We start from the raw sequence: 21781 nt of genomic DNA, 5'->3' as shown, positions 1-21781 counted from the left end.
TTTTTTTATTCCTATTTTTGCCAAATGATGCAGATTACAGAACAAGAATTGTTAGAAAAATTAAAGGTAAATTTTGGATACGATAGTTTTCGTTTAGAGCAACAAGCTATTATTGAAAATATATTAGCAAAAAAAGATACGTTGGTTATTATGCCAACAGGAGGAGGAAAGTCTATTTGTTATCAATTACCAGCCCTGTTTTTTGAAGGAGTTACTTTAGTTATTTCTCCGTTGATAGCCTTGATGAAAGATCAAGTAGATAGTTTAAAGGCAAACGGAATTCCCGCAACTTTTTTCAATAGTAGTCAATCTACCCAAGAGCAGCAAGAAGTGTTCGATGCAATAGCTTCAAAAAGCATAAAACTATTATATGTAGCACCAGAAAGTTTATCATTACTCCAAAATGTATTGAACCAATCTTACATAAGTTGCATAGCAGTCGATGAGGCGCACTGTATTTCTGCTTGGGGGCACGATTTTCGTCCTTCATACAAACAATTAGCATTTCTTAAAAAGTCGCTACCAGAAACTCCAATTGTAGCCTTAACAGCAACTGCAGATAAAGCTACGCAACAAGATATTTTAGAACAGTTAGCTGTACCTTATGCTACACAGTTTATTAGTTCTTTTAATAGAGAGAATATAGCCTTAGAAGTGCGCCCTGCAAACGATAGAGTGCAGCAAATCATCAAATTTATTCAGAAAAGACCTAATGAAGCTGGAATAATTTATTGTTTGAGTAGAAAGGCTACAGAGCAACTAGCTAGTAAATTACAACAAAATAACATCGATGCAAAAGCGTACCATGCAGGATTATCATTTGAAGAAAGAGCCCAAACACAAGAAGATTTTATCAAAGATGATTGCGAGGTAATTTGTGCTACCATTGCTTTTGGAATGGGAATTGACAAATCGAATGTTCGTTGGGTAATTCACTATAATATGCCTAAAAATATAGAAGGCTATTATCAAGAAATTGGACGTTCAGGTCGTGATGGTTTACCAGCAAAGGCCTTATTATTTCATAGTTATGCAGATGTTATTCAGTTACGCCAGTTTATTGAAAAAACAGGAAATAAAGAAGTGCAAGAGGCAAAATTAGAAAGGATGAAGCAATTCGCTGAAGCCACGGTTTGCCGAAGAAAAATATTGCTGAGTTACTTCGGTGAACTGATAGAAAAAAACTGTGGAAATTGCGATGTATGTAAGAATCCACCTCAGTTTTTTGATGGTACTGTTATTGCGCAAAAAGGACTCTCGGCTATTTATCGATTACAAGGAAAAGAAGCTATGGGAACAGTGATTGATGTGTTAAGAGGAGCCAAAAATGCGACTGTCTTAGATAAGAATTACGATAAGCTAAAAACCTATGGTGTAGGGAATGATATTTCTTGGAGAGATTGGCAACATTATTTAATTCAGCTAACCAATCAGGGATATTGTCAAATTGCTTTTCATTTAAATAATAGTTTGCAACTAACTGAGTTTTCAAATAAAGTGCTTTTTGAAGGTGAAAAAGTACAATTAACAACTCCTGTAGAGTTTACAAAAGAAGTAAAAGCGGTAGCAAAAGAGAAAAAGAAAAAAGCAGTTAAGGATACGTTATTTGAACGTTTGCGAAAATTACGTTATCGTATTGCTCAAGAAGAAGATATAGCAGCATATTTAGTTTTTAATGATGCGACTCTTAGAGAAATAGAAAACGAAAGACCACAATCTGACGAAGAGTTTTTAGCAATTAGTGGAGTAGGGCAGCGAAAATTAGAAGTTTATGGGGCTGAGTTTATGGAAGAGATTAAAACTTTTTTAAACGAAAAGAAACGAACTAAAAAAGACACTACTTTAGAAACGTTTAAGTTGTATAAAGAAGGTTTTACGGTTGATGAAATAGCTGAAAATCGAGGATTAAAACCTACCACCATTTTTTCTCATTTATCCAAGCTTTATTTAGAGGGAAAAGATGTGAGTTTAGACGAATTTATTGAAGCTGATACTTTAGCACTTGTTGCAAATGCAAAAAAAGTATTGAAAAACGAAACAACTTTAAAACCCTATTTTGAGTTTTTAGGAGAAAAAGTTCCGTATGAAAAAATACGAGTAGGATTAACTATTTTACAAAGGAAGCGATAAGTTTATTACATATGAGTAAAGAAAACTTTCCTACAGAATCTAAATCAGATGAAGTTTCAAGACTGCAAGAGAGAATTAAAAACCTTGATACTGAAATTACTTCCGTTGAAACTAAGTTATTTCCTTTTGAACAATCATTACGTAATGAGATTTCTGATTTACTTGTAGAAGAAAGGGAGTTGGTTATGTTGTTTAAGCAACAAAAAAAAGCTAAGAAAGAAAAAAGGTTAGCACAAAAAAGAAAAGGTAAAAATTATAAGGAAGTTATTCAAGTCGTTCCTGTTTCAAAAGAACGAGTAACACAAGAAAGAGAGTATCAAAAAGAGAAGAAAAGGTTGTATAAAGAAGCGATGTTGTATGTACACCCTGATAAATTTTCGATGCAAGAAAACGAACAACAAAAAGCGACAGAAACTACCACAAAACTTATTGAAATATACCAGAACGGAAGTTTAGAAGAGTTAGAAGCTTTTCATGCGCATATTTTTGGAGGTAATACGACTATATGTTTTGATAAAGATATTTTGCTCATTCAAAAAACAACCAATAGTACTTCATATTTAGTAAAAGAAGTTGAGCGATTAGAAAAAGTATTGAATGATTTATTAGAGAGTTATACGTATAAAGTTTTAACAACCTATGAAAATCCAATGTCATTTGTAGCCGAATTGAAAGCCTATTATGATGATAGAATTTTTAAACTTCGTAAGCGAACAAGAACAAAAAAATAAACCAGAATTGTTATTAGCAACTCTGGCTTATAATTGATTAATAATTTTTTAATTCTTCTAATTCTTTAATAATATCATCGAGCTTTGAAATAAGACTGTGATATAAAACTTTGGTTGAAATGGTATATACAAAATAACCAATCATTGCAGTAGCTATAGCTACCATAAGTCCAACGCTTAAGATGCCTATAAAGGAAGTTTCGCTAGAAATATAGTTCGATAAAAAGCTTTGCTCTTTTACCCCATAGGCCAATGCGAAAATTGATACAATGGCTAGAGGAATGGCAAAAATGAATAATTTTTTTGTAGCTTTAGATACCGAGTTAATTACACTTCTGTAATTTTTTAAATACGTTAGGTTGTCAGATTTAACATCAATGGTTTTAAATCTTTTTAACAATCTTGTATTAAAAAAGTACAAACTCAAGATTAAAAAAGCGCCGTAAGTTGTAATAATAGTTTCAGATAAAAGGATACCCCCAATAACTACAATTCCTGCCATAGGAAGTAACCCTTTATTGTCAAACTCGTAGGTTCTTCTAATCTTGTTAATGACTGATTTAGACTTCTGGTTGTATATATCGTTAATTTTTGGAGCTATTAATGATTGTTCGTTAACAAAAGCTTCATTCCACCTTTTTTCAATTGATTTTTCCATCTAATAATATTTTTAATTGTTTTTTAATTCTGTTAATACGTACTGCAATATTGTTAGCGCTAGTTCCAATAATTGCAGCAATTTCTTTGTAAGGGTTTTCTTCTAAATGCAGTAAAATTATCGCTCTGTCGACTTCAGATAATTTTTTAATGGCATCGTATAACAAGTTTAAATCTTCGTTTTGAAAAGCTTTATTATCCTCCGATAAATTGGGTGTTTTCTCTAAAGAATATTCTTTTTTAGCATTTCTCTTCGCTAAGGTTAAACAAACATTTAGCGTAATTCTATAAATCCAAGTAGACCATTTCGATTTGTTTTGGAAAGCATCTCTACTTTTCCATATTTGTAAACAAGCTTCTTGATAAAAGTCTTCAAAATCTTCTTGAGAGTCCGTATAAGCTCTACATATTTTAATAATAATACCAGCATGTGGTAAAATGGATGTTATATAAAAATCGTTACTCAAAATTTGGTTTTCTTGATATGTATTCTGAAAAGTAAAATTATTACAAGAGATTAAATAAAAATTTAAAATATTTTATTTTCAGTAATTATTGAAAGTTTAATATTTTATTATATATTTGTGACATGAAATTAGAAGACGCAAAATTAAAATACATTCATACTTGGGGTAGTTTAGCTACCAGCTGGGGTATTAATAAGACCATGGCACAAGTACATGCGTTATTGTTAGTTTCAACAAAACCACTTTCTGCCGATGAAATTATGGAAACCTTAAAAATTTCTAGAGGTAATGTAAACATGAATGTTCGTGCTTTGATTGATTGGGGAATTGTAAGTAAAGAGTTTGTAGTTGGAGAACGAAAAGAATTTTTTGTGGCAGATAAGGATATCTGGGAGCTATTTAAGCAGGTAACGAAAGAGCGTAAGAAAAGGGAAATTGAACCTGTTTTAAAAGTGTTAGATGAACTACAAGAGGATGTTAAAGAAAATTCAGAAGAAGCGGAAGCCTTTAAAAAAGTGATGAATGATTTATCATCAGTCACTAAAACAGTAAATGGTATTTTGGAGAAAGCAATTAAAGCTGATGAGCATTGGTTGTTATCTAACTTTACCAAAATGATAAAAAAGTAAAAAAATTTGCCTACAAACTTTCAATAATTTCTGAAAATTTAATATGTATAAAAAAGATATTCATATACTACTTACTTTATTAATAGCCAGTGTTTGGTTGATTAATGGACTCTTTTGTAAAATTTTTAATCTAGTTCCAAGGCATCAGCAAATAGTAAGGGAAATTGTAAGTAATGACTATTCAAGAGAATTAACTCTTGTCATAGGAATGTTAGAAATAACAATGGTTGTGTGGATCATATCAAACTATAAGTCAAAGTTAAATGCAATAACACAGATTGTAATTGTTTCAATAATGAATGTAATTGAGCTTATGATTACTTCAGATATACTACTATGGGGTAAGCTTAATATAGTTTTTGCTGCTTTGTTTGTATTTATAGTTTATATAAATGAATTTAAGTTAAACCCTAAAAATACTGTAGTATGAAGGAGATATTAAAAAATCATCCATTTGCTGTTGAAGCATTTTTTGAAACTTCAATTGTTACAACTTTTGCAATACCAAAGGAACATTTAGAAGACTTTATTCCTCAATGTTTGGACTTAGACACTTTTAATAATCAGTGGGCTTTTTTAGCAGTAGCTATGGTGCAAACTAAAAATTTGAGACCAAAAGGATTTCCGAAAATTTTAGGAAATGACTTCTTTTTAATTGGCTATCGCATTTTTGTGAGATTTACCAATTCAAAAGGAAGAAAACTAAGGGGGCTGTATATTTTAAAATCGGAAACGAATAGTAAAAGAATGGAGATAGCAGGCAATTTATTTACTCATTATAACTATACAACTTCTGATATTGAGCAGACTAAACTAGATAGTAAAATAAGTGTTAGCTCAAAAAAATCAGATTTTAAAATAGTGTTTGAGGATAAAGGAAGTGATGTGTCATTACCGAAATTTTCACCTTTTTCTGATTGGAAAGAAGCAAGGCGCTTTGCTGGGCCTTTACCATTTACTTTTACGTATAATGAACCTAAAAAAGAAGTATTAATTATTGAGGGAGTAAGAAATAATTGGAAACCAAAGCCTATTGAAATTGTCGATTATAATTTTTCATTTATAAAAGACCTTGGATTTAAAAATGTGAGAGTTGCTAACTCATTTATTATTAAAAACGTTCCATACTACTGGAAAAAGGGGAAAATTGAATTATGGAAATAAGAAGAAGAAAGTTTCAAGGAGTATTAAACATACTTAGTTTCAATAGGCATTTTTATTACATTGGCTTAATAGCTTTATTAATGGTTGTTTTGGGACACTATTTATTTAGCTATAATGATTACCTAAAGTGGTTTTTAGTTGTAATTATTATATATGGATTGTTAGCTCCCTTGCTAGTATCTGCTTATGTATATGATTTTTCGAAATACTATGATTTTAAGTGGGTAGATAATATCAACTTAAAAGGTAATAATAACCTTGTAAATATTAACGCAGGTTTTGATGAGACTAGTTTCATTTTAAAAAATAAATTTCAATCATCAAATTTACAGGTTTTTGATTTTTACAATCAAACAAGGCATACTGAACAGGCTATAAAAAGAGCAAGAAAAGTGAGTAGGGTATATCCAGGTACTAAATCAATTAGTACGGGTAAAATACCACTAAAAGATTCATCTATTGATATTTTGTTTTTACTCTCGGCGGCTCATGAAGTGAGGTCTAATGAGGAGAAAGAGCTTCTTTTTAATGAGTGTTCTAGAGTTTTAAAAAAACAAGGAAAGATTTTGGTTGTAGAGCATTTGAGAGATTTACCTAATTTTTTAGCATTTTCAGTAGGGTTTATGCATTTCTTTTCAAAAAAAACTTGGAAAAGTGTATTTGATAAAGCTAACATTAAACTAGAAGAAGAGATAAAATTCACACCGTTTATGTCGGTTTTTGTTCTTGAAAAAATTAATAAAAAATAAAATTACTATGGAAGTTCATTTAAAGATTATTGGATATTTGTTAATGCTTTTAGCTTTAATACATGTTATTTTTCCTAAATATTTTAAATGGAAAGATGAGTTAAAGGGGCTTAGTCTAATGAATAAACAAATGATGATGGTTCATACTTTTTTTATTGCACTAACAGTGTTTTTAATGGGAAGTATTTTAGTGTTAGAAAGTAAAGAATTGATAGAGACAAACCTGGGAAGAAAAATCATACTTGGTTTTGCAGTTTTTTGGTCTATTAGATTATTTATACAATTATTTGTGTATTCTCCAGAGTTGTGGAGAGGTAAAAAAATTGAAACTGCTATTCACGTTTTTTTTACATGTTTTTGGGTATATATAAGTGCAGTAACTTGGAATATATGGTTTAATTAAAAATAGAATTATATGAGTTTTTTAAAAGCAGAATGGCGAAAGTTGGTCATGGTGAATTATGAGGTTAATCCAGAAGTATTAAAAGGTTATATACCTAAAGGAACTGAATTAGATTTTTATGAAAACAAATGTTACATAAGTGTTGTTGGTTTCATGTTTTTAAACACAAAGTTATTAGGGGTAAAAATTCCTTTTCATGTAAATTTTGAAGAAGTTAATCTTCGGTTTTATGTGAAAAGAGAAGGTAAAAGAGGGGTAGTCTTTATAAAAGAGATAGTACCAAAACCGGCAATCACATTAGTAGCAAACACAATTTATAAGGAAAACTACCAAACATTACCTATGAAACATAGTTGGGTTGAAAAAGATGATATGTTTAAAGTGTCTTATCAATGGAACATAAACAAAAAGAGAAATTCGGTTTCAGTTGAAAGTAAATCTAAATCAGCTCCGATTAAACCCTATACTGAAATTGAATTCATAGCAGAGCATTATTGGGGATATGCTAAGGATAAAAATGGAACAACTGAGTATGAAGTGAAGCATCCAACTTGGAAGTATTATCCAGTGATAGATTATAAAATAGATGTTGATTTTTCTGCTACTTATGGAGAGCACTTTTCTTTTTTACAGAGTCAAAAACCTAGTTCTGTATTTCTACTAGAAGGTTCTAAAATAAGTGTTGAAAACAAAACAGTTTTATAAAATTTTCTGAATGTATTTTGAAAACTAAACTGCTCTATAAGTAATAAGTTACCTATTTATCACATCAGAAGTAGTTAGAGTTTTTCTCCTTTCTGCATGTTCAAGTACATATCTCATTCGTTTAATTTGTCCTTTGGTAAATACATTCATACATCTATCGTCAGTAAGGTTCATGTAATTGTTTACAGGAGCAGGTTGTCCGTCACATGCTTTTGGAATAGCTCCGTCGCAACCGTTAATAGAACTACTTACAGGTGGAGTGTCTTCAATAAAATCGTCATAGTCATAACAAGGTTTTCCTTCAAGAGCAGCGCCCCAAATATGTAATAAGCCTAAAAAATGCCCCATTTCGTGAGTTAACGTTTTACCAAGATTAAGACCTCCAGTAACATCAGATTTTCCAAAGTGATGAACGTTAATTAAAATACCATCACCAATGGTTTTTAATTCATCTTCTATTCCAGGTAAATCAGTTGAAGGAAAAGAAGCTGCACCAGCAAATGTGTTGGGAGGATACCCACCATAAACCCAAATGTTGATATATTTATTAGGATTCCAATACCTAAATTCAGGGAACCAATCGAACCTGTCTTTATCACCTCTTTCTGGAGTTTCATCGTAGTAATTGATGCGATTAATTCCATCAGTTGGATTTCCGTTAGGGTCTATTTCAGCAAGTTTGAATTGAATAAAAGAATCACTACTTATAGGAGAATTGTTTTCTCCTAAAGTCCCTGCTACTCTTCTAAAATCGTGATTTAGAGATTGAATTTGCTCTTTAATACGTTCGGTTGCTAGGTTAAAACTACCGCCTATATTTTCTCCATCATGTATTATGTGTACAACTACGGGTAAAGTATAGAGTTCTAAATTATTTAAAGGAGGTTCAGGTAAATTATCCTTTTCGTCGCTACTACAAGAAAATAATAAAAGAGAAAGAATAGTAAATGAAAATATTTTTTTCATAGAATTATTGGAGTTTTTATTAAGCTGTTATTGGTTAGATAATGAATAGTGCATAAGGTTGCGTGTAAAGTTTTTATTTAACGTTTTATTATTTTAAAACAAGATTTTAATAAATAGAAACTCTTTTGTAAGAAAAGGAACAATAAAGAGTACTAAAAAAAGCCTCGCTTAGAGAACTAAGTGAGGCTATATAGTGATATATACTAAAGGGATATGAATATTTTTTGACTAATTGATAGATAGAAGAGTTACCTCAAATATTATAACAGATCCTGCTGGAATACTTCCTTTTTCAACATCTTTATAAGCTAGTTTTGAAGGGATAATTAATGTTATATCTCCGCCTTCTTTAATATATTGTACACCTTCGCTAAAACCTGGAATTAACTGAGAAAGATTAAAACTTACTTCATCATCTTCTCCGAAAATTTCTTCGTTTAATAAATACCCTTTATAGTTAACTGTAACATTAGAATTAAATGAAGGAGAGTTGCCAGTACCTTCGTTATTTATAATGTAGTATAGTCCAGAATCGCTTTTCTCAGCTTCTAAGTTATTCTTTGTTAAATACTCTTGAATTTCAGTTTCATTAATTGCATCATAATCTATTTTTTCTATAGGAGGCTCGTCATTAGAACAAGAAATAGTAATGATTGTGATAAAAAGTAAAAAGATTTTTTTCATAGATAAGATTTTAAAAAGACGAAAATATAAAAAAAGCCTCACAGAAATTTCTGCCAGGCTTTAAATATTTATCTAAAGGCATTGCCTTTTACATGTTTCGTCTGTATTGACCACCTACCTCAAATAATGAAGCAGTAATTTGACCTAACGAACAAACTTTGGTGGCATCCATTAATTTTTCAAAAAGATTTTGATTGTTAATAGCAGCCGATTGCATTTCAGATAAAAGTTGTTCTATTTTATCTTCATGTGCCTTGTTTAAGTTTTCTTTCGTTTTTATTTGGAATTGTTTTTCCTCTTCCGTAGCACGAATCACTTCTTGCGGAGTTACTGTTGGAGATCCTTTAGAACTTAAGAAGGTGTTTACCCCAATAATTGGGAATTCACCTGTGTGTTTTAAGGTCTCGTAATATAGACTCTCTTCTTGAATTTTAGAACGTTGGTACATGGTTTCCATCGCTCCTAATACACCACCACGTTCTGTAATTCTATCGAATTCAGTTAATACTGCTTCCTCAACTAAATCGGTTAACTCTTCAATAATAAACGAACCTTGAATAGGATTTTCATTCTTAGCCAATCCTAATTCTTTATTAATAATTAGCTGAATTGCCATCGCACGACGTACAGATTCTTCTGTAGGTGTTGTAATAGCTTCGTCATAAGCATTTGTGTGTAACGAGTTACAGTTGTCGTAAATTGCATATAACGCCTGTAATGTTGTACGAATATCATTAAAATCAATTTCCTGAGCATGTAAAGAACGTCCAGAAGTTTGAATATGATATTTTAACATCTGTGCTCTTGGATTTGCTCCGTATTTATGTTTTAAGGCTTTTGCCCAAATTTTACGAGCTACACGACCAATTACAGCATATTCAGGATCGATACCATTTGAGAAGAAGAACGATAAGTTTGGTCCAAACTTATTGATATCCATTCCTCTTGATAAGTAGTATTCTACGTAAGTGAATCCGTTTGCTAAGGTTAAGGCTAACTGTGTAATTGGATTAGCTCCTGCTTCAGCAATATGATATCCAGAAATAGATACTGAGTAGAAATTACGAACATTTTTCTCAATAAAGTATTCTTGTACATCACCCATTAAACGTAAGGCGAATTCTGTAGAGAAAATACAGGTGTTTTGTGCTTGGTCTTCTTTTAAAATATCTGCTTGAACCGTACCACGTACTTGTGCTAAAGTATTTGCTTTAATTTCAGCATACACATCTGTAGGTAAAATTTGATCACCAGTAACACCTAGTAATAACAAACCTAATCCGTCATTACCTTCTGGTAAATCACCGTTGTATTTTGGTCTGTCAATCCCTTTGTCGTCGTATAATTCTTTAAGTTTTGCTTCTACCTTTTTCTCTAACTTGTGTTCTTTGATGTACTTTTCACAATTTTGATCAATTGCAGCATTCATAAAGAATCCTAATAACATTGGAGCAGGACCGTTGATGGTCATAGAAACCGAAGTCATTGCATGACTTAAGTCGAAACCAGAATATAATTTTTTAGCATCGTCTAAACAACAAATAGATACTCCTGCGTTACCAATTTTACCGTAAATATCAGGTCTGTGTCCTGGGTCGTTACCATAAAGTGTAACACTATCAAAAGCTGTAGAAAGACGCTTTGCAGGCATCCCTAAACTTACATAGTGGAAACGACGGTTGGTACGCTCTGGTCCACCTTCACCAGCAAACATACGTGTTGGATCTTCTCCCGTACGTTTAAAAGGATATAATCCTGAAGCATATGGGAACTCTCCTGGTACGTTTTCCTGTAAATTCCAACGTAATAAATCACCCCAAGCTTGATATTTTGGTAAAGCGACTTTCGGAATTTGTGTGTGTGAAAGTGATTCTGTGTGTGTTTCTATTTTAATCTCCTTATCACGTACTTTAAACGAGTATATAGGGTCTTTGTATTTTTTTACTTTGTCTTGCCAGTTTAAAATAACTTCCCAGTTATAAGGGTCAAGATTTAGTTTTACTTTATCAAATTGAGCAAATAATAATTTTATAAAGGGTTGCTCTTCCTCTTGAACTTGTTGCTGAATTTTATCTTGGTCAATTCCGTTTTTGGTAAGGAATGATTCTGTTACTTCGTTTGGAATTACAGATAAGATGGTTTGATAGATTCCGTATAATTTCTGAGCTACTTTTTCTTGCTCATCAACTTTTTTATCGTAAGCACGGTTGTTTTCTGAGATTTCAGATAAATAGCGCGTTCTACTTGGTGGAATTACAAAAATCTTCTCAGACATTTCTTTCGTAATTTCAAAAGTAGATTGTAAATCAGCTCCAGTTTTTTCAACTAACTTATCCATAATCGCTTTGTATAGCGAGTTCATTCCTGGGTCGTTGAATTGAGATGCAATTGTACCAAAAACAGGCATGTCATCCATATGAACATCCCATAAATTGTTGTTACGCATGTATTGTTTTTTTACATCACGTAAAGCATCTAAAGCTCCTCTTTTATCAAATTTGTTAATAGCTACTAGATCAGCAAAATCAAGCATGTCGATTTTTTCTAACTGTGTAGCCGCACCAAATTCAGGTGTCATTACATATAACGAAGTATCAGAGTGCTCAATAATTTCAGTATCTGATTGTCCAATACCTGAAGTTTCTAAAATAATTAAATCAAATTCTGCAGCTTTTAAAACTTCAACTGCTTCATTTACATATTTAGATAAAGCTAAGTTTGATTGACGAGTTGCTAACGAACGCATATACACACGTTCATTGTTAATAGCATTCATACGAATACGGTCACCCAATAAAGCGCCACCTGTTTTTCTTTTTGAAGGATCCACAGAGATTAATCCGATAGTTTTTTCTGGGAAATCAATTAAGAAACGACGAACTAATTCGTCCACTAAACTCGATTTACCAGCACCACCTGTACCTGTAATTCCTAAAACAGGGGTTTTAGAATTTTTATTTTTTTCGTGAATAGCATCTAAAGCGTCTTTAGCAACTTCTGGGAAGTTTTCCGCAGCAGAAATTACACGTGCAATACTACCAACTTCTTTATCCGCTAATTTGTTTACTTCACCATTTAGTGAATCTCCGATAGCAAAGTCAGATTGTTGAACTAAATCGTTAATCATTCCTTGTAATCCTAATTCACGGCCATCATCAGGTGAATAAATACGAGTAATTCCGTAGTCCATCAATTCTTTGATTTCCTCAGGTAGAATTACTCCACCGCCACCACCAAATATTTTAATATGTCCAGCTCCTTTTTCTTGCAATAAATCGTACATGTACTTAAAGTACTCATTATGTCCACCTTGATACGAAGTCATAGCAATAGCATTCGCATCCTCTTGAATAGCACAGTTAACCACTTCTTCCACACTTCTATCATGCCCTAAGTGAATCACTTCAACCCCGGTAGATTGAATAATTCGGCGCATAATATTAATGGCAGCATCGTGTCCATCAAATAGAGAAGCCGCAGTTACAATTCGTACTTTGTGTTTAGGTTTATAGGGAGTTATTTGTTCCATTCGTAAATTGTCTTAATTTTCGGGTACGCAATTTACGGAAATCTTAAAAAATAGCAGGATGTTTTAACAATTATAAATAGGAAAGGAATGCCCACCTTTTTCGAGTAGTGATATAATCTAAATTATGTTCGTTTTTATAGGCTTCTCGCTCAAAACTTAAATTACTATAAGCTTTTGAAGTGTTACGGTAAATTAATAGCTTGATAAACCACTCTAAAAAATAAAATAGATAGAAGAAAACAATCAATAATTCTAATTGTTGTTTTAAATGAATTTTTTCATGGTTTATTAAAACAGGATCACCTTTTAAATCTTCCCTTTTTAAAAAGATAAAAGGATACAATGTCATTCCAGAAAATCCTTTTGGTATTATATGTTTTGAAATAAATATCATAAATCCGTTCATGCAATAAACTTACCAAAGGTACAATTTATTGTTAGCACAACAGAAAAAATACAAAAAGAAGAAAAATTTATACTTTTTAAAGATGCAGTTTTTAACTGTATAAACTTATATTTGTGCAAACTTCAAAGAAGATGGATTTTTTAACTTTAAAATATAAAAAGAGGATTGAAGCTCAGTATCACAGAGCAGACATCCGTTATCCATAGTTTCTTCATTTTTACGATTATCAACAGATTTAAAATTAATAAGTTTTCATCTTTTACTGGAAACTAAAAACCGTATAAAATGACTTTTAAAGAACAAATAAAACAAGGAATACCAACTACATTACCTCCAAAAAAGGGGTATGATACTACGATAAACCACGCACCAAAACGTAAGGAAATTTTAACTGAAGAAGAAAAGAAGTTAGCTTTACGTAATGCATTGCGTTATTTTGATAAAAAACATCACGAAGAATTATTACCTGAATTTGCTGAAGAACTAGAGAAGTACGGACGAATTTATATGTATCGCTTCCGTCCTGATTATAAAATGTATGCGCGTCCTATTGAAGAGTATCCAGGGAAATCTGAGCAAGCGAAAGCTATTATGGTAATGATTCAAAACAATTTGGATTATGCAGTAGCACAGCATCCTCACGAATTAATTACTTACGGTGGTAATGGAGCAGTATTTTCTAACTGGGCACAGTACTTATTAACCATGAAGTACTTGTCTGAAATGACAAATAAACAAACCTTAGTAATGTACTCAGGACATCCGATGGGGTTATTTCCATCCCATAAAGATGCTCCAAGAGTTGTAGTTACAAATGGAATGATGATTCCTAATTATTCTAAACCAGACGATTGGGAGAAATTCAATGCCTTAGGAGTTACTCAATATGGTCAAATGACAGCGGGAAGTTATATGTACATCGGTCCACAAGGAATTGTACATGGAACAACGATTACTGTGTTAAACGGATTTAGAAAAATAGGTAAATCACCAAAAGGAAATTTATTTGTTACTGCTGGTTTAGGAGGAATGAGTGGAGCGCAACCAAAAGCAGGAAACATTGCAGGTTGTATTACAGTTTGTGCTGAGGTAAACCCAAAAATAACGCAGGTTCGTTTAGATCAAGGGTGGATTGATGAGAAGATTACTGATTTAGATGAGTTAGTAGCACGTGTTCGAAAAGCAAAAGAGAATGAAGAAGTTGTTTCGTTAGCATACTTAGGAAATGTAGTGGATGTTTGGGAGAAGTTTGCTGAAGAAGATGTGCATATCGATTTAGGTTCAGATCAAACGTCGTTACACAATCCATGGGCTGGAGGATATTATCCTGTAGATATTTCTTTTGAAGATGCCAATATTATGATGGCAGAACAACCAGAGCTGTTCAAAGAAAAAGTGCAAGAAACATTGCGTCGTCACGCAAAAGCGATAAATAAGCATACAGAAAAAGGAACGTATTTCTTTGATTATGGAAATGCCTTTTTATTGGAAGCGAGTAGAGCTGGAGCAGATGTAATGAATCCAAATCCAACATTAGGGAGAGAGTTTAAATACCCAAGTTATGTACAAGATATTATGGGACCTATGTGTTTTGATTATGGTTTTGGTCCTTTCCGTTGGGTATGTACCTCAGGGAAACCAGAAGATTTAGCGAAAACAGATGCTATTGCTTGTAAGGTGTTGGAGAAAATCATGAAAAATTCTCCAGAAGAAATCCAACAGCAAATGGCGGATAACATTCAGTGGATTAAAGGAGCACAAGAAAATAAATTAGTAGTTGGTTCACAAGCACGTATTTTATATGCAGATGCTGAAGGACGTATGAAAATAGCGGAAGCTTTTAATAAAGCTATTAAGAAAGAAAAAATAGGTCCAGTAGTCTTAGGTCGTGATCATCATGATGTTTCAGGTACCGATTCACCATACCGCGAAACTTCAAATATTTATGATGGTTCTCGTTTTACAGCAGATATGGCAATTCATAATGTAATTGGAGATAGTTTTAGAGGAGCTACTTGGGTTTCTATCCACAATGGAGGTGGAGTAGGCTGGGGAGAAGTAATTAATGGTGGATTTGGCATGCTTCTTGATGGTTCTAAAGATGCATCAAGACGCTTAAAATCAATGCTTTTCTGGGATGTGAATAACGGAATAGCAAGACGTAGTTGGGCGAGAAATGACGAAGCTGTTTTTGCTATTAAACGTGCCATGGAAGCTGAAAAGAAGTTAAAAGTAACACTTCCTAACTTAGTAGATGATGCATTATTAGAAAACATGTAAATCCTAAGAAAAATGAAAAATTTAAAATTACTTTTTTTGCCAATTATAGCTTTACTAATTACTTCATGTAGTTCAGTAAGAGTGGTTACTGATTATGATACACAAACTGATTTTAATCAGTACAAAACGTTTGCGTTTTATAAAACCGGGATAGATAAAGCTCCAATTTCTGATTTAGATAAAAAACGTATTATGCGTGCAATAGAGGCAGAATTGATGGCGAAAGGGATGACAAAGTCAGCTGCACCAGATGTCTTGGTAAGTTTATTTACTAAGTCTCGCGAACGTATTAATGTAAATGATAATTATTACGGAGGGTTTTATTATCCATGGTATTATGGTCCAAGTCCAGTAACAGTTTCTCAATATACAGAAGGAACATTATTTATTGATTTGTTAGATGCTAATAAAAAAGAGTTAGTTTGGCAAGGAATAGGAACAGGAGCTTTAAGTACAAGTAGTGTAGAAAGAAAAGAAGCTCGTATTAAAGAGTTTGTTGCAGAGATAATGGCGGAGTATCCTCCTAATGCTAAAAAGTAAGATTTAGTTTTTTAAGATAGATATAAATACGTTAGGCAGAAGTATAAGATCTGTTTAACGTATTTTTTATGATATTTGTAGTATGAGAAACAAGATATTAAAACCTACCCCTGATGAATATTATACCAATGAACAAGGGTATAGGGTTTTTAAAGAAGCATACCATTTACGACGTGGGTATTGTTGTAAAAGTGGATGTAAACACTGTCCGTATGGATATGATAAAAATACCGACAGCTTCAAATAAATGTGACAATAATTAGTTTATTGTTTCTAAAGTATAGATAAAATCAAACAAGTAAAATGAAAAAAATTACAGTATTCTTTATAGCACTTACTTTTATGGGATGTGCAGAGTTGCAAAAAGTAGTAAATCAATTACCACAAGGTGGATTATTAACACAAGAACAAATTGGTAATGGTTTACGTCAAGCTTTGGACAATGGTATTCAGCATCAGGTAACCAAGTTAACTTCAAAAGATGGTTTTTATAAAAATGATTTGGTAAAAATTTTATTACCAGAAGAGCTACAAGCAGTTGATAAAGGTCTGAGGAAAATAGGTTTAGGTAATTTGGCCGATGAAGGTTTAAAGGCAATAAACAGAACTGCTGAAGATGCTGTAAAAACGGCTACACCAATTTTTGTAAATGCTGTTAAGGAAATTACCTTTGCAGATGCCAAAAATATTCTATTAGGGGCAGATAATGCAGCTACTTCTTATTTAGAAGGAAAAACAACAACAGCTTTGTATAGTGAGTTTAATCCAGTAATTAAAAACTCATTTGCTAAGGTTGGAGCTGATAAAATTTGGTCAAACTTAATATCAAAATACAATAGTATTCCATTTGTAAAAAAAGTAAATCCAGATTTAACAGACTACGTAACTACTGAAGCATTAGAAGGGGTATTTACAATGATTGCTGTTGAAGAGAAAGGTATACGTAATAAAGTAGGATTACGTGATACAGCGTTATTACGACAGGTTTTTGCTTTGCAGGATAATAAATAGTTTATAATTGCTTACTAGCAATTTTTTCAAAAAAGGACTTTTTATAGGTGTTACCAATAGGAAGTTCTTTTTTTTGTATCCATAACGAATCGTTTTCAATTTTATCAATAGCTCTAATTGAAATGATATATGATTTATGTATTTGAATAAAATTATTTTCAGGTAAACTACTTACTAAACTTTTTAAGGTGCTGTAGGTAATGATTCGTTCATTTTTTAGGTAAACTGAAGCATAGTTTTTTAGACCTTCAATAAAGAGAATATCATCTAGAAAAACTTTAGAAAACTTGTTTTTTCCATCTGTTTTTAAGAAAAAATACTTTTCTTCAACTCTTGAAATTTTTTTGTCATAAGAATTTGCTGTTTTTTTATGAGCTTTTAAAACGGCTTTATAGAAACGATCAAAGTCAAAAGGTTTTAGTAAATAATCTAGAGCAGAAACATCATAACTTTCTAGGGCAAATTGAGGATAAGCAGTAGTAAAAATGATGTTGGTTTTATTGGTTATAATTTTTGATAATTGAATACCAGTAATCTCTGGCATTTGAATATCTAAAAAAACCAAATCAATAATTCCTTTTTCTATTTCGATTAAAGCTTCTAATGGATTTGAATAAGTGTTTTTTACTTCTAGAAAAGGAATCTTAGCTATATATTTTTCTATCAAGCGAATAGCTGGCGGTTCATCATCAATAATTATACAGTTTAGTTGTTTACTCATAAAGGAAGTTGTAAGTGGGCGTTGAAAATGTTATTACTTTGCTGAAAAGTTAGTGAAAAATTGTCATTATACAGAACTTCCAATCTCTTTCTAATATTTTCAGTTCCAATACCAGTTTCCATATACTTTTCAGAAGTACTTGTGTAATTTTCTGAGTTAACTAACAAATCAATGTTATTGATGGTTATAACTATTTTTGCAGGTTTATCAGGGTTGTTTATAATTCCATGCTTACAAACATTTTCAACAAAATTAATTAAAATTAATGAAGGTATTTTATGGTTTTTAAGGTTTCCATCAACAATAAAATTAACATGAAAATTATTTTCATACCTGCGTTTAAAGAAGTGTAAGTAGTCGTTAATAAATTGAACTTCTTTTTCTAGTAAAACGAAATCTTCAGATGTTTCATAAGTAACATAACGTAATAGTTGAGAGAGTTTTAAAATATCATTTGCGGTTTCAGGTTTTTCATCGTATAAATCTACATAAAAACCATTAAGTACATTAAATAAAAAATGTGGACTAATTTGCGATTTTAAAGTTGCTAATTGTGCTTGTTGATGTTTTATTTCTAATAAATGAAGTTTATCCTTGTTATCTCTATATCTAAAAAATAGATATACTAAGGTACTGTATAAAGAAGCTTTAAAACTAAAGATAAAGCTGTCAAAAAAGTAGGTGAAAATTATGCTTTGATCATTAATATTGTAATTATTGATGTTGAATAATATGGGTGATAAAACTTCTTCTAGTAAAAAACGAATTCCTGCAAAAACAAAAATCATAAAAATAACCGAAGCTCCAAATAGTATATACTTTTTCGTATTAAAAAGACGAGGGAGTAAATAATAATAGTTAACAAAATATACCGTAAAAAAACTAATGCTGAATGTTAGTGTAAAAAGAAGGGAGTAACTTATAGGTAGCCTGTTAGAAGAGGTAAAAAAATCCCATCCAAAATCTAATAAAATTAGTAGAGCTATAATAAGTAAGTTGTATTTTAATTCTTTTGAAAACTTCATGATTCAAAAATAAGTGGAATATTCTTTAAGGGATTAAAAATAGGATAAATGAATGTTTTGTTATTACAAAAGCATGTTTTTATAAAACTAACATGAATTCTTTGTTAAAAGAAACTGTTTGTGTAAAAGAAACTGGAGTTGGTGTAATAAAAACTAATAGGCTGAATTAACAATGTATTCTTGTGTAGAATTTTAAAAACCAAAAAATGAAAAAATATTTAGTATTATTATTAGGAATATTGTTGCAGTTTTCTTGTCAAAATAAAGATGAAAAATTACAAGATAAAGATCAGACAGTTTTAAAGTCTTATGCATCTTATTATCCAAGTAACAAAACCAAAGTGTTAGTGGTTGGAACCTTTCATTTTTCTTATCCAGGGTTAGACTACACTAAAACAGAAGAAAGTGATAAAATAGATGTATTGAAGGAACCAAAAAAATCCGAAGTAACAGAATTAGTAGAGTATATCAAAAAGTTTAAACCAACTAAAGTAGCTATTGAAGCAAAACCAAGTTGGAATATGAATCAAAGTTATAAAGAATATAAAAAAGGAGCACATAGGAACGTTAGAGGTGAAGATTATCAATTGGGAATGCGTATAGCAAATGATTTTAACTTAGATACTATTTATTCTATAGATGCAAATACACTAAGTAGTGATTTGTCTAAATTAAATCCTAAGTTCATGGAAGAATTATCGAAAGATTATGATTTTAAATCTGAGGATCCTTATAGCAAAATGGTTCAAAAATCATTCGACGAGGATGCAAAAATGCCTTCTAAAGTAAATTTGTTAGAATATTTTAAGCACATGAATTCTATTGAGGGACACAAAAATAACTACGGAGCTTATTTAGTTGGAGATTTTAAATTAGATGATAATAGAGGAGCAGACTTTTTATCTATTTGGTGGTATAACCGTAACCTTCGAATCTTTAGAAATATTCAGAAAATAGATCATACAAATGAAGATAGAGTTTTAGTAATCATTGGTAATGGTCATGCGTCATTATTAAGGCATATGATAGAGTATTCGCCAGAATATGAGTTTGTAGAGTTTGGTAGTTTATAGGAGATTATTTAATAAAAAAGGGTTTTTTCCCTTTTTTATTATTTTTAAATGGTTATATGTTATTGCAAATCAAATAAATATGTATATTTATAATCCGTGTTAACCCAATTAGAAATGTCAAGAATTAATCAATTACGTAGATATAGAAAACATCTTGAAGAGAGATATCGTAGATTGGTTGAGACAGCTAACGATTATAAATATGAAGATGAGTGTAAAAGTGATCGCTCAGCATTCAAAGCAATGAAGATATTAGAAAAGCTAAATAGAATAAAATATTTAGATGAAGATATGTCAAGTCCTGCTGTGTAATTCCTTAAAGTAATCAAAAGCTTTTAACAGTCTGCTACCGTACCAAGAGAAGTATTCACCGTCAACTAATATAGGCGTTGAGTTACTGGTATGTTCTTTAATTTCAGTAATGTGTTTTTCTTTGAAAGGAAAAGGTTCAGAAGAAAGTAAAATTAATTCTGGTTTTTTCTTAAGAATATCTTTTATATTAACTTCTGGATACCTTTTTGCGTCAGCATAAACATTGTCAAACTTGTTTAATTCTAACAGGTGGTTTATAAACGTATTACTTGCTGCAACCATCCAAGGATTTCTCCAAATAAAATAAGCTACTTTTCTACTTTTTTTATTTTCAATAAACTTTTTAAAGTCGATTATCTTTGACTCTAATTTGTTAATCATTTTTTTAGCTTCAACTTGCTTCTCAAAAAAACTTCCGTATAAATAAATTAATTCTAAGGAATCGGTAAGTGTAAAAATATCAGAGACATGTGTAAATGCTATTTGTTGACAGGCTTCAACTATTTCTTTAGTATTTTCTTCTTTATTACACAAGATAATATCAGGTTGAAGAGTTTTAATTCTATCAATTTTTATGTTTTTTGTCCCACCAACAATAGTTTTGGTTTTTAAAAGATGTTTTGGGTGAATACAGAATTTAGTAATCCCAACTATGTTTTCTTCAAGTCCCAAATCAATTAAAAGTTCTGTTTGACTTGGGACTAATGAAATTATTCTTTTGTATTTTTTATCAATACTCATTAAGCAAAAATAAGGATTCAGAAAAGTAAAGAGTTATTATTTAACTCCCATTAGTTCTTGGAAATCTTTTTTATAACTCTTGCTTACTCTAAAAGTTTTATTATCGTTAATTTTTACATCTGTTTCACCATAATTGGAAGTGATAATCTCATCAATAAAATTAGAATTGATTATAGTAGATCTATGGATTCTAACAAAAAGATTAGAGTTTAATCTTTTAATTATACTTGATAAAGATTCACGTAGTAAATACTTTTTGTTGTCTGTAGTAAAAATTTCTACATAATAACCTGAGGCAGATATATACTTGATATTGTTTCGTTCTAAGAAAATTATTTTGTTCCCAGATTTAATATTAATCTTAGTTCCTTTTACAGGAATTTCAATTGGAGTTTTCTCTTTTACAAGATCTAAGATGTTATCTAAACTAGAAAGTTTTTCTATTTTTTTATAATCTATTACCTTTTTAATAGAAGAATAAAATCTATCTTCTTCTAGGGGTTTTAAAAGGTAGTCAAAAGCAAAATAATCAAAGGCTTTTACAGCATGCTCGTTAGAAGAGGCAGTGAAGATAAAAATAGGTTTTTTTGCTAAGGTTATCTTTTCAATAATATCAAATCCAGTCATATTATTGATCTTGGTGTCAAGATAAACAACATCAGGGGATAGATTGTTTATTTTTTTAATAGCGTCTAAACCATCTGAACATTCACCTACAATCTCTATAAAACTATAATCACTTACTAGTTTTTTAAATCTAGATCGAGCAATTTTTTCATTGTCAACAATTAAAATTGATACTTTCATTTACATTTCGTTTTCCAACAGCTATAACAGATGAGTAAGGGAACTCCCTAA

General features: G+C 31.1%; 24 protein-coding genes. 14 read left to right on the top strand and 10 right to left on the bottom strand.

Annotated features, from left to right (window positions below; translation table 11 throughout):
• Positions 1-24 precede the first annotated feature (24 nt).
• Positions 25-2130 (top strand): DNA helicase RecQ, encoded by a 2106-nt coding sequence (recQ, locus tag VBY68_RS05840; protein ID WP_415269183.1) that lies wholly within the window; start codon positions 25-27, stop codon positions 2128-2130.
• Between the two features lie 11 nt (positions 2131-2141).
• Entirely contained in the window at positions 2142-2861 is a 720-nt protein-coding gene (locus VBY68_RS05835; protein WP_415269182.1) for a hypothetical protein, read from the top strand.
• Positions 2862-2898: 37 nt separating this feature from the next.
• Here VBY68_RS05835 and VBY68_RS05830 read toward each other — a convergent pair whose 3' ends face one another.
• Complete coding sequence (locus tag VBY68_RS05830) at positions 2899-3519, bottom strand: hypothetical protein (protein ID WP_415269181.1); 621 nt, start codon at positions 3517-3519, stop codon at positions 2899-2901.
• Positions 3503-3985 (bottom strand): RNA polymerase sigma factor, encoded by a 483-nt coding sequence (locus VBY68_RS05825; protein WP_099215997.1) that lies wholly within the window; start codon positions 3983-3985, stop codon positions 3503-3505. The genes VBY68_RS05830 and VBY68_RS05825 overlap by 17 nt, the downstream gene beginning before the upstream one ends.
• 122 nt (positions 3986-4107) lie before the next feature.
• Between VBY68_RS05825 and VBY68_RS05820 the strand changes: the two genes are divergently transcribed.
• From VBY68_RS05820 to VBY68_RS05795, 6 genes are read left to right on the top strand one after another with little or no spacing between them, the layout of a single operon-like run.
• Positions 4108-4614 carry a GbsR/MarR family transcriptional regulator gene (locus VBY68_RS05820; RefSeq protein WP_121146053.1) on the top strand — a complete coding sequence of 169 codons (507 nt, stop codon included), beginning with the start codon at positions 4108-4110 and terminating at the stop codon, positions 4612-4614.
• A gap of 43 nt (positions 4615-4657) precedes the next feature.
• Positions 4658-5044 carry a DoxX-like family protein gene (locus tag VBY68_RS05815; RefSeq protein WP_415269180.1) on the top strand — a complete coding sequence of 129 codons (387 nt, stop codon included), beginning with the start codon at positions 4658-4660 and terminating at the stop codon, positions 5042-5044.
• Positions 5041-5778, top strand: coding sequence for a DUF2071 domain-containing protein (locus VBY68_RS05810; protein WP_415269179.1), 738 nt, complete (start codon positions 5041-5043; stop codon positions 5776-5778). Before VBY68_RS05815 ends, VBY68_RS05810 begins: the two co-directional genes overlap by 4 nt.
• Positions 5769-6527: a class I SAM-dependent methyltransferase gene (locus VBY68_RS05805; protein WP_415269178.1), complete on the top strand. Its 759-nt coding sequence runs from the start codon at positions 5769-5771 to the stop codon at positions 6525-6527. The genes VBY68_RS05810 and VBY68_RS05805 overlap by 10 nt, the downstream gene beginning before the upstream one ends.
• Positions 6528-6534: 7 nt before the next feature.
• Positions 6535-6930, top strand: a complete 396-nt coding sequence (locus tag VBY68_RS05800; RefSeq protein WP_415269177.1) for a hypothetical protein — start codon at positions 6535-6537, stop codon at positions 6928-6930.
• Between the two features lie 12 nt (positions 6931-6942).
• Complete coding sequence (locus VBY68_RS05795) at positions 6943-7635, top strand: YqjF family protein (protein ID WP_415269176.1); 693 nt, start codon at positions 6943-6945, stop codon at positions 7633-7635.
• Positions 7636-7683: 48 nt separating this feature from the next.
• Here the strand turns inward: VBY68_RS05795 and VBY68_RS05790 are convergent, their stop codons facing one another.
• The 4 genes from VBY68_RS05790 to VBY68_RS05775 all read right to left on the bottom strand — a co-directional run bounded on the left by VBY68_RS05790 (position 7684) and on the right by VBY68_RS05775 (position 13220).
• Positions 7684-8601 carry a M43 family zinc metalloprotease gene (locus VBY68_RS05790; RefSeq protein WP_415269175.1) on the bottom strand — a complete coding sequence of 306 codons (918 nt, stop codon included), beginning with the start codon at positions 8599-8601 and terminating at the stop codon, positions 7684-7686.
• A gap of 228 nt (positions 8602-8829) precedes the next feature.
• Positions 8830-9285 (bottom strand): FKBP-type peptidyl-prolyl cis-trans isomerase, encoded by a 456-nt coding sequence (locus VBY68_RS05785; RefSeq protein ID WP_099216004.1) that lies wholly within the window; start codon positions 9283-9285, stop codon positions 8830-8832.
• Between the two features lie 88 nt (positions 9286-9373).
• On the bottom strand, positions 9374-12814 hold the full coding sequence (locus tag VBY68_RS05780) for a methylmalonyl-CoA mutase family protein (RefSeq protein ID WP_415269174.1): 3441 nt from the start codon (positions 12812-12814) through the stop codon (positions 9374-9376).
• A 70-nt stretch (positions 12815-12884) separates the two neighbouring features.
• A complete protein-coding gene (locus VBY68_RS05775) occupies positions 12885-13220 on the bottom strand; it encodes a hypothetical protein (RefSeq protein ID WP_415269173.1) in 336 nt (111 codons plus the stop codon).
• Between the two features lie 285 nt (positions 13221-13505).
• Between VBY68_RS05775 and VBY68_RS05770 the strand changes: the two genes are divergently transcribed.
• The 4 genes from VBY68_RS05770 to VBY68_RS05755 all read left to right on the top strand — a co-directional run bounded on the left by VBY68_RS05770 (position 13506) and on the right by VBY68_RS05755 (position 17051).
• Positions 13506-15500, top strand: coding sequence for a urocanate hydratase (locus VBY68_RS05770; protein WP_415269172.1), 1995 nt, complete (start codon positions 13506-13508; stop codon positions 15498-15500).
• Between the two features lie 12 nt (positions 15501-15512).
• Positions 15513-16040, top strand: coding sequence for a DUF4136 domain-containing protein (locus tag VBY68_RS05765; RefSeq protein WP_099216007.1), 528 nt, complete (start codon positions 15513-15515; stop codon positions 16038-16040).
• A gap of 82 nt (positions 16041-16122) precedes the next feature.
• On the top strand, positions 16123-16287 hold the full coding sequence (locus VBY68_RS05760; protein WP_159432107.1) for a DUF5522 domain-containing protein: 165 nt from the start codon (positions 16123-16125) through the stop codon (positions 16285-16287).
• A 56-nt stretch (positions 16288-16343) separates the two neighbouring features.
• A complete protein-coding gene (locus VBY68_RS05755; RefSeq protein WP_099216008.1) occupies positions 16344-17051 on the top strand; it encodes a DUF4197 domain-containing protein in 708 nt (235 codons plus the stop codon).
• A gap of 1 nt (position 17052) precedes the next feature.
• Here the strand turns inward: VBY68_RS05755 and VBY68_RS05750 are convergent, their stop codons facing one another.
• Together VBY68_RS05750 and VBY68_RS05745 are read right to left on the bottom strand one after the other, a co-directional pair.
• A complete protein-coding gene (locus tag VBY68_RS05750; RefSeq protein ID WP_415269171.1) occupies positions 17053-17772 on the bottom strand; it encodes a LytR/AlgR family response regulator transcription factor in 720 nt (239 codons plus the stop codon).
• The gene (locus tag VBY68_RS05745; RefSeq protein ID WP_415269170.1) at positions 17769-18797 is read right to left on the bottom strand and encodes a sensor histidine kinase; all 1029 of its coding nucleotides are present in this window, start codon (positions 18795-18797) and stop codon (positions 17769-17771) included. The genes VBY68_RS05750 and VBY68_RS05745 overlap by 4 nt, the downstream gene beginning before the upstream one ends.
• A 206-nt stretch (positions 18798-19003) precedes the next feature.
• Between VBY68_RS05745 and VBY68_RS05740 the strand changes: the two genes are divergently transcribed.
• Positions 19004-19870, top strand: coding sequence for a DUF5694 domain-containing protein (locus VBY68_RS05740; protein WP_415269169.1), 867 nt, complete (start codon positions 19004-19006; stop codon positions 19868-19870).
• A gap of 96 nt (positions 19871-19966) precedes the next feature.
• A complete protein-coding gene (locus VBY68_RS05735) occupies positions 19967-20182 on the top strand; it encodes a hypothetical protein (RefSeq protein ID WP_237270925.1) in 216 nt (71 codons plus the stop codon).
• Here the strand turns inward: VBY68_RS05735 and VBY68_RS05730 are convergent.
• Both VBY68_RS05730 and VBY68_RS05725 read right to left on the bottom strand, forming a co-directional pair.
• Complete coding sequence (locus tag VBY68_RS05730) at positions 20165-20923, bottom strand: ABC transporter substrate-binding protein (protein ID WP_415269168.1); 759 nt, start codon at positions 20921-20923, stop codon at positions 20165-20167. The two genes, VBY68_RS05735 and VBY68_RS05730, sit on opposite strands and share 18 nt — an antisense overlap.
• 36 nt (positions 20924-20959) lie before the next feature.
• Positions 20960-21730, bottom strand: coding sequence for a LytR/AlgR family response regulator transcription factor (locus tag VBY68_RS05725; RefSeq protein WP_415269167.1), 771 nt, complete (start codon positions 21728-21730; stop codon positions 20960-20962).
• Positions 21731-21781 lie beyond the last annotated feature (51 nt).

The sequence above is a fragment of the Tenacibaculum ascidiaceicola genome (assembly GCF_047470925.1).
GTDB lineage: Bacteria > Bacteroidota > Bacteroidia > Flavobacteriales > Flavobacteriaceae > Polaribacter > Polaribacter discolor.
Note: the sequence above shows the minus strand (reverse complement) of the source record. Positions and strands in the feature narration are given on the sequence as shown.

Coding starts and splice junctions, on each gene's coding strand:
- recQ (WP_415269183.1), top strand. CDS start 25: ATGATGCAGATTACAGAACAAGAATTGTTAGAAAAATTAAAGGTAAAT.
- VBY68_RS05835 (WP_415269182.1), top strand. CDS start 2,142: ATGAGTAAAGAAAACTTTCCTACAGAATCTAAATCAGATGAAGTTTCA.
- VBY68_RS05830 (WP_415269181.1), bottom strand. CDS start 3,519: ATGGAAAAATCAATTGAAAAAAGGTGGAATGAAGCTTTTGTTAACGAA.
- VBY68_RS05820 (WP_121146053.1), top strand. CDS start 4,108: ATGAAATTAGAAGACGCAAAATTAAAATACATTCATACTTGGGGTAGT.
- VBY68_RS05815 (WP_415269180.1), top strand. CDS start 4,658: ATGTATAAAAAAGATATTCATATACTACTTACTTTATTAATAGCCAGT.
- VBY68_RS05810 (WP_415269179.1), top strand. CDS start 5,041: ATGAAGGAGATATTAAAAAATCATCCATTTGCTGTTGAAGCATTTTTT.
- VBY68_RS05805 (WP_415269178.1), top strand. CDS start 5,769: ATGGAAATAAGAAGAAGAAAGTTTCAAGGAGTATTAAACATACTTAGT.
- VBY68_RS05800 (WP_415269177.1), top strand. CDS start 6,535: ATGGAAGTTCATTTAAAGATTATTGGATATTTGTTAATGCTTTTAGCT.
- VBY68_RS05795 (WP_415269176.1), top strand. CDS start 6,943: ATGAGTTTTTTAAAAGCAGAATGGCGAAAGTTGGTCATGGTGAATTAT.
- VBY68_RS05790 (WP_415269175.1), bottom strand. CDS start 8,601: ATGAAAAAAATATTTTCATTTACTATTCTTTCTCTTTTATTATTTTCT.
- VBY68_RS05785 (WP_099216004.1), bottom strand. CDS start 9,285: ATGAAAAAAATCTTTTTACTTTTTATCACAATCATTACTATTTCTTGT.
- VBY68_RS05780 (WP_415269174.1), bottom strand. CDS start 12,814: ATGGAACAAATAACTCCCTATAAACCTAAACACAAAGTACGAATTGTA.
- VBY68_RS05775 (WP_415269173.1), bottom strand. CDS start 13,220: ATGAACGGATTTATGATATTTATTTCAAAACATATAATACCAAAAGGA.
- VBY68_RS05770 (WP_415269172.1), top strand. CDS start 13,506: ATGACTTTTAAAGAACAAATAAAACAAGGAATACCAACTACATTACCT.
- VBY68_RS05765 (WP_099216007.1), top strand. CDS start 15,513: ATGAAAAATTTAAAATTACTTTTTTTGCCAATTATAGCTTTACTAATT.
- VBY68_RS05760 (WP_159432107.1), top strand. CDS start 16,123: ATGAGAAACAAGATATTAAAACCTACCCCTGATGAATATTATACCAAT.
- VBY68_RS05755 (WP_099216008.1), top strand. CDS start 16,344: ATGAAAAAAATTACAGTATTCTTTATAGCACTTACTTTTATGGGATGT.
- VBY68_RS05750 (WP_415269171.1), bottom strand. CDS start 17,772: ATGAGTAAACAACTAAACTGTATAATTATTGATGATGAACCGCCAGCT.
- VBY68_RS05745 (WP_415269170.1), bottom strand. CDS start 18,797: ATGAAGTTTTCAAAAGAATTAAAATACAACTTACTTATTATAGCTCTA.
- VBY68_RS05740 (WP_415269169.1), top strand. CDS start 19,004: ATGAAAAAATATTTAGTATTATTATTAGGAATATTGTTGCAGTTTTCT.
- VBY68_RS05730 (WP_415269168.1), bottom strand. CDS start 20,923: ATGAGTATTGATAAAAAATACAAAAGAATAATTTCATTAGTCCCAAGT.
- VBY68_RS05725 (WP_415269167.1), bottom strand. CDS start 21,730: ATGAAAGTATCAATTTTAATTGTTGACAATGAAAAAATTGCTCGATCT.